This window comes from Rhodococcus sp. NPDC127527, from assembly GCF_042672245.1.
GTDB lineage: Bacteria > Actinomycetota > Actinomycetes > Mycobacteriales > Mycobacteriaceae > Rhodococcus_G.
Map to the genome: position 1 here is coordinate 24673 of NZ_JBHXVP010000006.1, position 14955 is coordinate 39627.

Sequence of the window (14955 nt, forward strand, 5' to 3'; positions counted from 1 at the left end):
CTTGCGCCCGTGAGCAGACGACTGGACGGCAGGGCGGACGACGAACTCCGCGAGGTACGAATCACCCGAGGTTTCACCAGCCATCCGGCGGGATCGGTGCTGGTCGAGTTCGGCAACACCAGGGTGATGTGCACGGCGAGCGTCGAGGAGGGCGTGCCGCGCTGGCGGAAGGGCTCCGGCCTCGGCTGGCTGACCGCCGAGTACGCGATGCTGCCCGCCGCCACCCACACCCGCAGCGGCCGCGAGTCGGTCAAGGGCAAGGTCGGCGGACGCACGCAGGAGATCAGCCGCCTCGTCGGCCGTTCGCTGCGTGCCTGCATCGACCTCGCCGCGATCGGTGAGAACACCATCGCCATCGACTGCGACGTCCTCCAGGCCGACGGCGGAACCCGCACCGCGGCGATCACCGGCGCCTACGTCGCGCTCGCGGACGCCGTCACCTACCTGCGCGCGGCCGGCCGGCTCGCCGACCCGCAGCCGCTCTCCTGCGCGATCGCCGCGGTCAGCGTGGGCGTCGTCGACGGACGGGTGCGCCTGGACCTGCCCTACGAGGAGGACTCGCGGGCGGAGGTCGACATGAATGTCGTCGCGACCGACACCGGCACCCTGGTCGAGGTGCAGGGCACCGGCGAGGGCGCGACCTTCCCGCGCACCACGCTGGACAAGCTGCTGGACTCCGCACTCGCCGGGTGCGAGCAGCTGTTCGAGGTGCAGAAGCAGGCGTTGGCGCTGCCCTACCCGGGCGAGCTGCCCGAGCCGAAGGAGTCCGAGGCGGCGAAGAAGAAGTTCGGTGCCTGAGCCGGTCCGCCTGCTCGTCGCCAGCCGAAACGCCAAGAAGCTGAAGGAGCTTCGGCGGGTGCTCGAGGCGGCCGGGGTGAGCGGCATCGACCTCGTCGGGCTGAACGAGGTCCCCGAGTTCCCGGAGGCGCCCGAGACCGGCGCGACCTTCGAGGACAACGCGCTGGCCAAGGCCCGGGACGGCGCGGCCGCGACCGGGCTGCCCTGCGTCGCCGACGATTCCGGGCTGGAGGTGGACGCGTTGAACGGCATGCCGGGCGTGCTGTCCGCGCGCTGGTCGGGCGGCCACGGCGACGACGCCGCGAACACCGCGCTGGTGCTCGCGCAGCTGTCGGACGTGCCGGACGAGCGCCGCGGTGCGGCGTTCGTGTCGGCGTGCGCACTCGTGGTCCCGGGCGGCGCTGAACGCGTGGTGCGCGGGTCGTGGCCCGGCGCGATCGCGCGGGAGCCGAGCGGCGACGGCGGCTTCGGCTACGACCCGGTGTTCGTGCCGGCGGGGGAGCGGCGCACCGCCGCCGAGCTCAGCCCGCAGGAGAAGGACGCGGCCTCCCACCGCGGCCGAGCGCTGGCACAGCTGGTGCCGGACCTCGCTGCCCTCGCCGCGCGCTGACCGCCCGTCAATTCCCGAATGGCCCACCCGTTCAGTCAGAGTGAACGGGTGGGCCATTCGGGAACGAGGGGGAGGGCGGTCAGACCCCGAAGTCGCGCTTGACCTGCTGGGTACGCCAGTGCTCGACGAAGAACGACAGGAACGGGACGGTGCCGGCCAGCAGCGTGCCGACGGTCCGGGCCGCGGGCCAGCGCACCTTCACCGCGAGATCCATCGTCAGGATCAGGTACACGAAGTAGACCCAGCCGTGCACGATCGCGATCCAGCTCGGCAGGTTGTCGACCTTGAAGATGTACTTGGCGACCATCTCCGCGGTGAGCACGAGCAGCCAGATGCCGGTGGCGTAGGCGAGCACGCGGTACCGAAGCAGCGCGCCTGCGATCTTCTTCGTGTCGCGGGCGGGTGTCGCGGTGACCGTGTCCTCGGGGGCCGTGCTCACGTGGTGCTCCTATCGGCTGCGCGCAGTTGCGCGAGGTAGTTGTTGTAAGCCTGGTGGGCCTCGTCGTCCGGGTTCTCGGCGTCCAACGTTTCGGTGCGGGTCTCGACCCGTTGCGGCAACAGGTCAGTGGGGATCTCGCGGGGCTCGGTGCCGTTCGCGACCGCCGACCGCTCCTCCGGGGCGGTGTCCTCGAGCTGGACGAAACGTCGGTAGGCGTACACGACGAACGCGGCGAACAGGGGCCACTGGAAGGCGTAGCCGAGGTTCTGCCCGGTGCCGCCCGCCGACTCGTACCTCGTCCACTGCCACCAGCCGAGGGCCAGGCACGCGAGCGCCGCGATGACGACGAACAGAATCAGCGCTGGTCGACGACGGGAGGGTGAACTGGCCACCCCACGACGGTACCCGAGCCGAAGCGGCCCGAGACAGGGTGTGGAGGGAGGTGACCGTCACAGGTCACGGGAGGGTTCTGGTGCGCGAGGGGGGACTTGAACCCCCACGTCCTGAGACACCAGGACCTAAACCTGGCGCGTCTGCCAATTCCGCCACTCGCGCGTGCCGGAACAGACTACGCCACGGCGGCGCTGCGAGATGCGTCGGACACGTCGTGCGTGGATCTGTTCCGGCCTGCCCAGTTCGGCGTCTGGTCGAGGCGGTTCGAGTCGGTGAGTCTCGGACCCGTAGTCAGGAGCTGTATGCGCTGTTCGTCCCAATTGGGGTAATCGCCGCGCGGGGGCGACGAAGCCAATGAGTAACGGTTTCATAACGATCAATGTGAGGGATTCCTCAGGTTTGCTACTCGCCGGTTTTCGGTTCAGCCAGCGGGTTCGTTTCCTACTCCAGAGTCACTTGGACGGCTGTATCGTGACCTGGATCACGCCTACTACCTGGTAGAACGCTCGGCCGGTCGGCAAACGTGAGGAACCCCTCATGATTCTGTGCGAACCTGATCGAGCCCCCCGAAGAACTTCCCGTGGACCGCCTGTGCGCCCGCGAGAGGTTGTGACGTCGGTGGGTACCGACCAGGAGAGGACCATCCAGCGTGACGATCGACGAGAGCACACCACTGGGCAACGGAGATGGCTCCGGAGGGTCCCGGTACGCGCCGGCGAGGCCGAGCTCGGCCAAGCTGCCGCTGCGCGACCGACTGGTTGCCGGCGAGCCCTACGCGCTCGCGTTCGGCGGCCAGGGCGCCGCCTGGCTCGCCCCCCTCGAGGAGCTGGTCCGCGACAACGGCCTCGAGCCCGAGATGACCGACCTGGTCAACGCCGCGGCCGCGCTGCTCGAGCCGGTCGCCCACGACCTGCTCGTGGTGCGCCCCGCGGGCTTCGACCCGATCGGCTGGATCCTCGAGCAGGACGTCGCCGACGAGGACACCCCCGCGGCCGGCCCGTCCGCGGCGGCCCTGACCTCGGCGTCGGTCTCGCTCCCCGGAGTCTTCCTCACCCAGCTGGCCGCGCTGCGCTCGCTGCGCCTGCAGGGCCTCGACCCCGCACAGCACGCGCCGGCCGCCGTGATCGGGCACTCGCAGGGTCTGCTCGCCGCCGAATCGGTCGCCGACAGCGGTGATGCCGACGGCGCGCTGCTCGCGATCGCCCAGCTCGTCGGTGCCGCCGCGGTCCTGGTCGGCCGCAGGCGCGGCGTGATCGGTACCGCCGACCGCGCCCCGATGCTCGCCGTCTCCGACGTCGACCCCGCGCGCATGCAGGCCATCGTGGACGAGGTCGCCGCCGGCCTCGCCGCCGACCGCGCCGCCGTGATGGCCATCCGCAACGGCCGCCGACGCGTCGTGCTGTCCGGCCCGCCCGCCCAGCTCGCCCGCGTGCAGCAGCGCGCCGAGCAGATCGCCGCCGACGAGGCCCGCGAGCGCGAGGACAAGAAGCGCGGCGGTGCCGTGTTCGCGCCGGTGTTCGAGCCCGTCGCCGCCGAGGTCGGTTTCCACCACCCCGCCCTGGCGGACGCCGTCGACACCGTCGGCGCCTGGGCGGTGCGCTGCGGCCTCGACGCCGACCGCGCCACCCGGATGGCCCGCGCCTGCCTGACCGACTCGGTGGACTGGGTTACCGCAGTCGACACGGCGGTCGAGGCCGGCGCCGCATGGATCCTCGACCTGGGCCCCGGTGACCTGCTCACCCGCATGACCGCCTCCGGGCTGCGCGGCAGCGGCGTCGGCATCATCGCCGCCGCCACCCGCGGCGGACAGCGGAACCTGCTCACCCCCGGCGCGACCCCCGAGGTGGCTCCGGCGTGGACGCAGTTCGCGCCCACCCTGGTCTCGCTGCCCGGCGGCAAGGTCGCGGTGGAGACCGCGTTCACCCGGCTCACCGGCCGGTCCCCGATCCTGCTGGCCGGCATGACCCCGACCACCGTCGACCCCAAGATCGTCGCGGCGGCCGCGAACGCCGGCCACTGGGCCGAACTCGCCGGCGGCGGCCAGGTCACCGAGCAGATCTTCGCCGACAACGTCGCCGAGCTGCAGACGCTGCTCGAGCCGGGTCGCGCGGTGCAGTTCAACTCGATGTTCCTCGACCCCTACCTGTGGAAGCTGCACGTCGGCGGCAAGCGGCTCGTCCCGCGCGCCCGTGCCGCGGGCGCCCCGTTCGACGGCGTCGTCGTCACCGCGGGCATCCCCGAGCTCGACGAGGCCGTTTCGATCATCGAGGAGCTCACCGAGGCGGGCATCACGCACGTCGCCTTCAAGCCGGGCACCATCGCCCAGATCAAGTCGGTCATCCGGATCGCCGCCGAGGTGCCGCACTTCCCGGTGATCGCGCACATCGAGGGCGGCCGCGCCGGTGGCCACCACTCGTGGGAGGACCTCGACGACCTGCTCGTGTCCACCTACGCCGAGCTGCGCGCCCGGCCGAACCTGGTGGTGTGCGTCGGCGGCGGCATCGGCACCCCGGAGCGGGCCGCCGACTACCTGACCGGACGCTGGTCCGAGCAGCTCGGCCACCCGGCGATGCCGGTCGACGGCATCCTGGTCGGCACCGCGGCGATGGCGACCCTCGAGGCCACCACCGCGCCCGAGGTCAAGCAGATGCTGGTCGACACCCCCGGCACCCCCGACTGGGTCGCCGCGGGCACCGCGTCCGGCGGCATGGCCTCCGGCCGCAGCCAGCTCGGCGCCGACATCCACGAGATCGACAACGCCGCCTCCCGCACCGGCCGCCTCCTCGACGAGGTCGCCGGCGACGAGAAGGCGGTCGCGAAGCGCCGCGACGAGATCATCGCGGCCCTCGACATCACCGCCAAGCCGTACTTCGGCGACGTCGCCGCGATGACCTACGAGCGGTGGCTGCGTCGCTACCTGGAGCTGACCGTCGGCATCGACGCGGCCAAGGAATTCGACTGCGGCACCGACTGGGCCGAGGCCTACGCCGACGCCACCGAGTCGGTCTGGCTCGACATCACCTGGCGGGACCGGTTCGCCGAGATGCTGCAGCGCGCCGAGGCGCGGCTGCACCGCAACGACCGCGGGCCGATCCGGACCCGGTTCGCCGACGAGCTGACCCTCGAGCGTCCCGAGGCCGCGCTGTGCGCGCTCGCGGCCGCCTACCCGGACGCCGCGTCGACCGTGCTGCACCCGGCGGACGTGCCGTTCTTCACCTCGCTGTGCAAGACGCCGGGCAAGCCGGTGAACTTCGTGCCGGTCATCGACAAGGACGTGCGCCGCTGGTGGCGTTCGGACTCGCTGTGGCAGGCCCACGACCCGCGCTACTCGGCCGACCAGGTCTGCATCATCCCGGGCACGGTCGCGGTGGCGGGCATCACCCGCGCCGACGAGCCCGTCGGCGACCTGCTCGACCGGTTCGAGCAGGCCACCACCGACGAGCTGCTCGCGGGCGGCGCCACCCCGACCGAGGTGCAGGGCCGTCGCCGCGCCGACGCCCGTGGCCTGCTGGCCACCGTGCTCGGCGCCCCGGACGTGCTGTGGGCGTCCCGGCTGACCCGCAACCCGGTGCACCGCCTCGGCGAGCTCGCCGAGTGGACCGCCGACGACGCCGGCGCCACCCATGTGCCGTCCGGCGCCAGCCTGCGCGCCCTCGACGCCGAGCGGGTCGAGCTGCGGGTGCCGCTGGTGGGCGATCGCGCCGTCACCATCGCGATCACCGTGCCCGCGTCCACCCGTGACGGCGGCGCCCCGGTCGTCACCGCCGAGGCCGCCGAGGCCGCCATGTCGGCGCTGCTCGGGGTGGCCGCGGGCCAGGATCTGCCCGCCGTCAAGAACGACGTGGCGCGCCTGAACGTCGCGTGGATCCCGGACCTGGTCGCCGACCACTCCGGCGTCACCGCCTCCGGGCTGCCCGCCTCGCTGGCCCCGGGCGTCTCCGCGGTGCCGGACGTGCTCGTCGGTGCCTGCTGGCCGGCCGTGTTCGCGGTGCTCGGCGCCGCGCAGACCGAGGACGGCGTGCACGCCATCGAGGGCATGCTCGACCTCGTCCACCTCGACCACGCCGTCGAGCTGGTCGACGCCCCGCCCACCGATGCGGCCGTGCTGACCGTCAAGGCGGAGGGCGCCTCCGTCGTCGACACCGACCTCGGCCGGGTCGTCGAGGTGCGCGTCGAGGTCGGCGCGATGCGCGGCGAGCAGGGCACCACCGCCCCGACCTTCGCGACGATGGTCGAGCGGTTCGCGATCCGTGGCCGCACCGGCAAGGCCGAGCTGGCCGACCCGGAGCGCGCCGGCGGCTCGCTCACCGACGCAGCCACCGACACCCCGCGTCGCCGCCGCCGCCAGACCGCGATCGTCGCGCCGCGTCACATGGGCGCCTTCGCGAAGGTCTCCGGCGACCACAACCCGATCCACACCTCCGACAACGCCGCGCTGCTCGCCGGTTTGGGCAGCCCGATCGTGCACGGCATGTGGCTCTCGGCCGCCGCCCAGCAGGTCGTCATCGCGGTCGACCCGGAGGCCACCGTCCCGGCCCGCCGGCTGACCGCGTGGACCGCCCGCTTCCTCGGCATGGTGCGCCCCGGCGCCGAGATCGACGTCCGAGTCGACCGGATCGCGCACGACGCAGGCGCCGAGATCATCGAGGTCGGCTGCCGCGTCGACGGCGAGCTGGTGATGGTCGCGACCGGCCGCACCGCCGCGCCGAAGACCGTGTACGCCTTCCCCGGCCAGGGCATCCAGCGTCCCGGCATGGGTCTCGACGCCCGCGCCCGGTCCAAGGCCGCCCGCGAGATCTGGGACCGGGCTGACAAGCACACCCGCGAGGCGCTCGGCTTCTCGATCCTCGCCATCGTCCGCGACAACCCGACCGTCGTGAAGGCGCGGGGCGTCACCCACAAGCACCCGGACGGCGTGCTGCACCTGACCCAGTTCACCCAGGTCGCGATGGCGGTCCTCGGTGTCGCGCAGGTAGCGGAGCTGCGCGAGGCCGGCGCCTTCGTCGAGGGTTCCTACCTGGCCGGTCACTCGGTCGGTGAGTACAACGCGCTCGCTGCGGTGGCCGGGGTGCTGCCGCTGGAGGCGGTGCTCGAGGTGGTGTTCCAGCGCGGTTCGGCGATGCACGAGCTCGTGCCGCGCGACGCCCAGGGCCGTTCGGACTACCGGATGGCCGCGATCCGGCCGTCGCAGATCGGTGTCGACGACGCCGACCTCGAGGCATTCGTCGGTGGAATCGCCGACGAGACCGGCGAGTTCCTGCAGATCGTCAACCTGAACCTGCGCGGGTCGCAGTACGCGATCGCCGGTACCGTCGCGGGCCTCGACGCCCTCGAGAAGGAGATCGACCGCAAGCGCGCCGAGTTCGGCGGCAAGCGGGCGTTCATCCTGGTGCCCGGCATCGACGTGCCGTTCCACTCCACCGTGTTGCGCGGCGGCGTCGACGACTTCCGGGAGCGGCTGCTCAAGCTGCTGCCCGAGGAGATCGACCCGGCCATCCTGATCGGCCGGTACATCCCGAACCTGGTGCCCAAGCCGTTCAACCTGGGTCGCGACTTCATCCAGGAGATCGCGGACCTGGTCCCGTCGGAGCAGCTGGTCGAGGTCCTCGCGGACTTCGACAGCTGGTCGGCGAAGCCGGTCGCGCTGACCCGCGTGGTGCTCGCCGAGCTGCTGGCCTGGCAGTTCGCCAGCCCGGTGCGGTGGATCGAGACGCAGGACCTGCTGTTCGGCGACGAGGTCGACGGTGGTCTCGGCGTCGAGCGGTTCGTCGAGATCGGCCTGGCCGCGACCCCGACGGTCGCGAACCTGGCATCGCAGACCCTCAAGCTGCCCGGCCGTTTCGGCGGACCGGTGGAGGTGCTCAACATCGAGCGCGAGGCCGGCGTCGTGTACTCCACCGACACCGACCCGGCACCGGTCGACGACGAGCCGGAAGCCCCGGCCGCCGAGGCCGCGCCCGCGGCCGCCGCTCCGGCTCCCGCGGCGGCCCCCGCGGCGCCCGCCGGCGGCCCGCGCCCCGACGACATCGCGTTCGCGGCGTCCGACGCGACGACCGTGCTGATCTCGCTGTGGACGAAGCTGCGGCTCGACCAGATCGGCCCCGCCGACACCATCGAGGCGCTGTGCGACGGCGTGTCCTCGCGCCGCAACCAGCTGCTCGTCGACCTCGGCTCGGAGCTCTCGCTCGGCGCCATCGACGGTGCCGCCGATGCGGACATGGGCTCGCTGGGCACCACGGTCAACAAGCTGGCCCGCACCTACAAGCCGTTCGGCCCGGTGCTGACCGATTCGCTGAACGACCACCTGCGCAAGGTGTTCGGCCCGTCCGGCAAGCGTCCGGCCGCGATCGCCGATCGCGTCACCAAGGTGTGGGAACTCGGCGCCGGCTGGGCCAGCCACGTCACCGCCGAGGTGGCCCTCGGCACCCGCGACGGCTCCAGCGTCCGCGGCGGGGCGATGGGCGGGCTGCACGAGGGTGCGCTCGCCGACGGCGCCGCGGTGGACACGGTGATCGACGCTGCCGTGCAGGCGGTCGCGGCGCGCCGCGGGGTCGCGGTGTCCATGCCGTCCGCGGGCGGCGGCGCCGGTGGCACCGTCGACGCGGCGGCGCTGGGCGAGTTCACCGAGCACATCACCGGACGCAACGGCGTGCTCGCCTCGGCGGCCCGGCTGGTGCTCGAGCAGCTCGGCCTGCAGGACGAGCCCACGGTGGCGGCCGCGGCCGACACCGAGCTCGCCGACCTGGTCTCCGCCGAGCTCGGCGCGGACTGGCCGCGGCTGGTCGCGCCGGCGTTCGACGCCCGCAGGGCGGTGCTGATCGACGACCGTTGGGCCACCGCCCGCGAGGATCTGGCGCGGCTGTGGGTCGGCGACCACGCCACCGTCGTCTCGGTCACCGAGGCCGACTTCACCGGCGCGGGCAACACCGTTGCCGCGCACGCGAACTGGTGGCGTGAGCGCGCGGCGGTGGAGGGTCGTGAGGACCTCGTCGGCGCGTACACCGCAATCGCCGAGGCGGCCGCCACCGGCTGCGACGAGCGCGGCCACTGGTCGGATCAGGTCGCGGTCGTCACCGGCGCCAGCAAGGGCTCCATCGCGGCTTCGGTCGCGGGCGGCCTGCTGCGCGGCGGGGCCACGGTGTTCGTGACCACCTCCCGGCTGGACTCCGAGCGGCTCGGCTTCTACCGGAAGCTGTACCGGGCCAACGCCCGTGCCGGCGCCGCACTGTGGGTGGTGCCCGCCAACATGGCGTCCTACGCGGACGTCGACGCGCTGATCTCCTGGATCGGCGAGGAGCAGACGGAGACCGCTGGCGGTGCCAAGAAGCTGGTCAAGGAGGCCGTCACCCCGACGATGCTGTTCCCGTTCGCCGCGCCCCGGGTGGCCGGCGAGCTCTCCGACGCCGGCGCCCGCGCCGAGATGGAGATGCGGGTGCTGCTGTGGTCGGTCGAGCGGCTGATCGGCGGGCTGTCGCAGATCGGCTACGACCGCGACGTGGACACCCACCTGCACGTGGTACTGCCCGGTTCCCCGAACCGCGGCCTGTTCGGCGGCGACGGCGCCTACGGCGAGTCGAAGGCCGCGCTCGACGCGGTCGTCAAGCGCTGGAACGCCGAGCGCACCTGGGCCGAGCGCGTGACCCTCGTGCACGCGCTGATCGGCTGGGTGCGCGGCACCGGGCTGATGGGCGGCAACGACCCGATGGTCGAGGCCGTCGAGGCAAAGGGTGTGCGCACCTGGTCCACCGACGAGATGGCCGCGCAGCTGCTGGCCGCCTGCACCCCGGAGACCGTCACCGCGGCCGCCGCCGCGCCGGTCCAGCTGGACCTGACCGGTGGTCTCGCGGAGGTCGACCTGGACCTGGTGGCCCTGGCCCGCGAGGCGGCCGACGCGGAGAAGGATGCGGTCGAGTCCGAGGACGACTCGGTCGCCACCGTCGACGCGCTGCCCGCACCGCCGCGAATCTCCGACGCGCTGCCCGCGCCGGTGTGGCCGGAGCTGGACGTCAACCCGTCCGACCTGGTCGTCATCGTCGGCGCAGGCGAGCTCGGCCCCTACGGCAGTGCCCGGACCCGTTTCGAGATGGAGGTCGACGAGCAGCTCTCGGCGGCCGGCGTGCTCGAGCTGGCCTGGAACACCGGCCTGGTGTCCTGGGAGAACGACCCGACGCCCGGCTGGTACGACGCCGAGACCGGTGAGCTGGTGCCCGAGGCCGAGATCGCCGACAAGTACCACGACACCGTCGTCGAGCGGTGCGGTATCCGCACCTACATCGACGAGGGCGCCATGGTCGACAACACAGCGCCGCTGCTGACCTCGGTGTTCCTGGACAAGGACCTGAGCTTCGTGGTCGGTTCGGAGGCGGAGGCCCGCGCCTTCGTCGACTCCGACCCCGAGCACACCGTCGCCTCGCAGCAGCCCGACACCGGCGACTGGCAGGTCACCCGCCGGGCCGGCACCGAGATCCGGGTGCCGCGCAAGGCGAAGCTGACCCGCACGGTCGGCGGCCAGATCCCGACCGGGTTCGACGTCACCAGGTGGGGCATCCCCGCGGACATGGCCGGGTCGGTGGACCGGGTCGGCCTGTGGAACCTGGTCACCACGGTGGACGCGTTCCTCACCGGCGGCTTCACCCCGTCGGAGCTGCTGCGCTGGGTGCACCCGTCGACCGTGGCCAACACGCAGGGCACCGGCATGGGCGGCATGACCTCGATGCGCTCGCTCTACATCGACACCCTGCTGGGGGAGTCGCGGGCGAACGACATCCTGCAGGAGGCGCTGCCGAACGTCATTGCCGCGCACGTGGTCCAGTCGTACGTCGGCGGCTACGGCGCGATGGTGCACCCGGTCGCGGCCTGCGCCACCGCGGCGGTGTCGGTCGAGGAGGGCGTGGACAAGATCCGGCTCGGCAAGGCGCAGCTGGTGGTCGCCGGCGGCTTCGACGACCTCGGCATCGAGGGCATCGTCGGCTTCGGTGACATGTCCGCGACCGCGAAGAGCGAGGACATGGCGGCCAAGGGCATCGACGAGCGCCGCTACTCCCGCGCCAACGATCGTCGTCGCGGCGGATTCGTCGAGTCGGCGGGCGGCGGCACCATCCTGCTGGCGCGCGGTGACCTGGCGCTCGAGATGGGACTGCCCGTGCTCGGTGTCGTGGCGTGGGCCGGTTCCTTCGCCGACGGCGTGCACACCTCGATCCCGGCCCCCGGTATCGGCGCCCTCGGCGCCGGTCGCGGCGGGCAGGACTCGCAGCTGGCACTCTCGCTCAACGCGCTCGGTGTCACCGCGGACGACATCTCGGTGGTGTCCAAGCACGACACCTCCACGGCCGCAAACGATCCCAACGAGGCCGAGCTGCACGAGCGGCTGGCGTCGGCCCTGGGGCGCAGTGCGGGCGCACCGCTGTTCGTGGTCTCGCAGAAGTCGCTGACCGGTCACGCGAAGGGTGGCGCCGCGGCGTTCCAGCTGATCGGCCTGTGCCAGGTGCTCAGCCAGGGCGTGGTGCCGCCGAACCGCAGCCTCGACTGCGTCGACGACAAGATGGCCGAGTTCGACCACCTGGTGTGGCCGCGTGAGGCCCTGCGCTTCGGTGGGCAGTTCCCGCTCAAGGCGGGCCTGCTGACCAGCCTCGGCTTCGGCCACGTGTCCGGGCTGATCGCGGTCGTGCACCCACAGGCGTTCGTCGAGTCGATCCCCGCCGAGCGGCGGTTCGACTACCTCGAGCAGTCGCAGCGGCGCACCGTCGAGGGACAACGCCGACTCGCCTCGGCGATGTGCGGCGGCGCGGACCTCTACGAGCGGCCGGCGGATCGTCGCTTCGGCGGGGACGCGGTGCCGGCGAAGGCGGCCCGCCAGCTCGAGGCTGACGTCCTGCTCACCGAGGACGCGCGCCTCGGTGACGACGAGGTGTACCGGTCCGGACTGCCGGGGTGCAGCTAGATGGCAATCCTGGGAATCGGTTTCGACCTGGTGACCGTCTCCGAGTTCGCGGAGCAGCTGTCCCGGCCGGGCACGGCGATGAAGTCGAGCTTCCGGCCGGGGGAGCGGCGCTACTGCGAGTCCAAGAGCACCGACCCGGCGCGGCACTACGCGGTCCGTTGGGCGGCGAAGGAGGCCGTGATCAAGGCCTGGGCGGCGTCCCGCTTCGCCCGCCCGCCCGCGGTCGGGGACAACGCCTACGCGCAGATCGAGGTGATCAACGACGCGTGGGGCCGGCCGACGATCAAGCTGCACGACGAGGCCGCGCAGTTCCTACCGGGCGCGATCATCCACCTGTCGTTGACCCACGACGGTGACATGGCGGGCGCAATGGTCGTGATCGAGGAACCGGACCTCGTCGTTCCCGGCGGGAACTGAGCATCGGTTCGACCACACGAGGCCGGCCGGCGGAGCAATCCGTCGGCCGGCCTCGTTCGTGCACGGTTCAATCCGCCCAAGCGACGGACACGGCCCGTCCATCGGCGTAGAACGAAAGGACGAGGCTGTTCGAAGTGTCCGACGACGAACCGCAGGTGGACGCCTCCGGGCGTAACTGTCGTAACCAGGCCGGTGTCCGCCGGAAGGGCGCATCATGCTCGACTCGACACGGAGTCACTCGACTCGGAGTCGCCGGACGAAGCGGCGCGCGGCGGCCGCCGTCGGATTCGGCGTGGTCCTCGCGCTGACAGCGATCGGCTGCGGCGGCTCGAACGAGAGCACGACCTCCGGCACCACACCCACGTCGGCCGCGGCGGGGAGCGACGCGCACGCCGCGGTGACCGACGCCTTCGTCGTGTTCTTCTCCGGCGACACCGCGGCGGCCCAGAAGATCACCATGGTCCAGAACGGGCAGGCGTTCGCGGACACCATCGACGCCCAGGCGGGCTCGCCGATCGCGAAGGGCACCACCGCGACCGTCTCGACGGTCGACCTCGACGCGCCCGGTCACGCGACCGTCACCTACACGGTGCTGATGGACGGCAAGCCCGTGCTGCCGGATCAGACGGGCGAGGCGGTCGAGGTGGACGGCAACTGGAAGGTCGCACAGTCGACGTTCTGCGCGCTGCTCACCCTCGAGGGCAGCCCACCCCCGGTCTGCGCGGCACCGACCACCGCCGCGGCGCCGAGCTAGGGACCACATGACCTCCGACGCCGACACCAGGCTGGGCGCGGCGACCAGGCCCCGCGTCGCGCTGGCGACGGTCTGCGCGGTGTTGTTCCTGACCTTCCTCGACACCACGATCGTCAGCGTGACCCTCGCCAGCGTGCAGTCGGACCTGCATGCGGGGGTGATCTCGCTGCAGTGGGTCGTCAACGCGTACACGCTGGTCTTCGCGAGCCTGATGCTGACCGCCGGATCGCTCGGCGACCGGTGGGGCCGCAAACGGGTGATGGTGGTGGGCATCGTCGTGTTCTGCGCCGGCTCGGCGGTCTCCGCACTGGCCCCGACCGTGGTGCTGCTGATCGTCGGCCGGGCGGTGATGGGCGTCGGCGCGGCCGCGTCCGAGCCCGGCACGTTGTCGGTGATCCGGCACATCTATCCCGACCGGGCCGATCGGGCGAAGGCGCTCGGCGCGTGGGCCGGGGTCTCCGGTCTGGCGTTGGCGCTCGGCCCGGTGATCGGCGGACTGCTGGTCGGTGCGTTCGACTGGCGCGCGGTGTTCTGGTTCAACCTCGCGCTGGGGGCGGTGCTGTTCGCCGCGGCACTCCGGTTCGTGCCGGAGAGTGCGGATCCGCAGCCGGGGCCGCTGGACCTCGCCGGCTTCGTGCTCGGTTCGGCATTCCTCGGCTGCGTCATCTACGCCGGGATCTCGGGCGAGGACGTCGGCTACGACGCGACGTCGGTGGTCACCCTGTTCGTCGTGGGCGGGTTCGCGCTGCTCGCCTTCGTCGCGGTGGAGATGCGGGCACGCAACCCGATGCTGAACTTCCGGTTCCTGCGACCGCCGATGGTGCGCAGCGCCCTGGTCGTCGCGTTCGCCGTCTACTTCGGGGTCTTCTCGATCTTCTTCTTCACCGCGCTGTACCTGCAGGAGGTCGTAGGCTACTCCGGAATGCGTACGGCCGCAGTCTTTTCGCCGATGGCAGTGGCGATCGTGGCGGGTGCGGTGGCCTGCGGGTTCTGGGTGGCGCGCAGTACGGCGGCAGTGCCGATGATCGCGGGGTGCGTGCTCGGCGGCGCCGGAATCCTGTTGACCCGAGCGTGTCTGGGTGAGAGTCCCGAGTTCACGCCGCTCGCGGCGGCGCTGGCGGTGGCGGGGCTCGGTTTCGGGATCGCGGTGGTGCCGTTGACGTCGGCGGTGCTGACGGGGGTGCCCGCCGCGCACTCGGGCATGGCGGCGGCCGCGACGAACACGATGCGTCAGGTGGGGGCGGTGGTCGGGGTCGCGGCGCTCGGCGCCCTCGTCAACGCGCACCTGACCGCGGACCTGACCGGCAGGCTGAACCAGCTCGACGTCCCGGTGAACTTCCAGTCGATCATCATCGACGCCATCGAGAAGGGCACGGTGCCCGCCGGCGGCGACGCGGCGGCGTCGGCGGCCTACGGGCCGATCGTGGACAAGGTCATTCACGCCACCTACGCGGCGTTCCACGCCGGGCTCGACACCGCGTTGCTGGTCTCGGCGGTCATGATCTTCGCCGCGGCCGCGATCACCGCCGTCGCGGCGCTGCGCGGATCCAGCCGTGGCGGCTACGACGAGCTCGCCGCGGACGTCCCCAGGGCGAGCTGACCGC

At 72.3% G+C, this 14955-nt stretch carries 8 protein-coding genes and 1 tRNA gene; 6 read left to right on the forward strand and 3 right to left on the reverse strand.

Features of this window, described 5'->3' with window-relative positions; translation table 11 throughout:
- Window positions 1–9 precede the first annotated feature (9 nt).
- Together rph and rdgB are read left to right on the forward strand one after the other, a co-directional pair.
- Complete coding sequence (gene rph, locus ACFVH2_RS12085; protein WP_378427344.1) at window positions 10–798, forward strand: ribonuclease PH; 789 nt, start codon at window positions 10–12, stop codon at window positions 796–798.
- Entirely contained in the window at window positions 791–1408 is a 618-nt protein-coding gene (gene rdgB / locus ACFVH2_RS12090) for an RdgB/HAM1 family non-canonical purine NTP pyrophosphatase (protein ID WP_378427342.1), read from the forward strand. Before rph ends, rdgB begins: the two co-directional genes overlap by 8 nt.
- Window positions 1409–1487: 79 nt before the next feature.
- Here the strand turns inward: rdgB and ACFVH2_RS12095 are convergent, their stop codons facing one another.
- The 3 genes from ACFVH2_RS12095 to ACFVH2_RS12105 all read right to left on the reverse strand — a co-directional run bounded on the left by ACFVH2_RS12095 (window position 1488) and on the right by ACFVH2_RS12105 (window position 2402).
- Window positions 1488–1847 carry a DUF3817 domain-containing protein gene (locus ACFVH2_RS12095; protein WP_378427340.1) on the reverse strand — a complete coding sequence of 120 codons (360 nt, stop codon included), beginning with the start codon at window positions 1845–1847 and terminating at the stop codon, window positions 1488–1490.
- Complete coding sequence (locus ACFVH2_RS12100; protein WP_378427338.1) at window positions 1844–2239, reverse strand: transcriptional regulator; 396 nt, start codon at window positions 2237–2239, stop codon at window positions 1844–1846. Before ACFVH2_RS12100 ends, ACFVH2_RS12095 begins: the two co-directional genes overlap by 4 nt.
- Before the next feature lie 78 nt (window positions 2240–2317).
- Window positions 2318–2402 (reverse strand) — tRNA-Leu (locus ACFVH2_RS12105).
- A 487-nt stretch (window positions 2403–2889) separates the two neighbouring features.
- Between ACFVH2_RS12105 and ACFVH2_RS12110 the strand changes: the two genes are divergently transcribed.
- The 4 genes from ACFVH2_RS12110 (at window position 2890) to ACFVH2_RS12125 (ending at window position 14951) form a co-directional block, all read left to right on the forward strand.
- Complete coding sequence (locus ACFVH2_RS12110; RefSeq protein WP_378427336.1) at window positions 2890–12180, forward strand: fatty acid synthase subunit beta domain-containing protein; 9291 nt, start codon at window positions 2890–2892, stop codon at window positions 12178–12180.
- Window positions 12181–12597 (forward strand): holo-ACP synthase, encoded by a 417-nt coding sequence (locus ACFVH2_RS12115; RefSeq protein ID WP_378427335.1) that lies wholly within the window; start codon window positions 12181–12183, stop codon window positions 12595–12597.
- Window positions 12598–12811: 214 nt separating this feature from the next.
- Window positions 12812–13351 (forward strand): hypothetical protein, encoded by a 540-nt coding sequence (locus tag ACFVH2_RS12120; protein WP_378427333.1) that lies wholly within the window; start codon window positions 12812–12814, stop codon window positions 13349–13351.
- 7 nt (window positions 13352–13358) lie between these two features.
- Entirely contained in the window at window positions 13359–14951 is a 1593-nt protein-coding gene (locus tag ACFVH2_RS12125) for an MFS transporter (RefSeq protein WP_378427331.1), read from the forward strand.
- Window positions 14952–14955 lie beyond the last annotated feature (4 nt).

Excerpts from the sequence above, each read along its gene's own strand:
- ACFVH2_RS12115 (WP_378427335.1), top strand. The coding sequence starts at position 12,181 with ATGGCAATCCTGGGAATCGGTTTCGACCTGGTGACCGTCTCCGAGTTC.
- ACFVH2_RS12120 (WP_378427333.1), top strand. The coding sequence starts at position 12,812 with ATGCTCGACTCGACACGGAGTCACTCGACTCGGAGTCGCCGGACGAAG.
- ACFVH2_RS12125 (WP_378427331.1), top strand. The coding sequence starts at position 13,359 with ATGACCTCCGACGCCGACACCAGGCTGGGCGCGGCGACCAGGCCCCGC.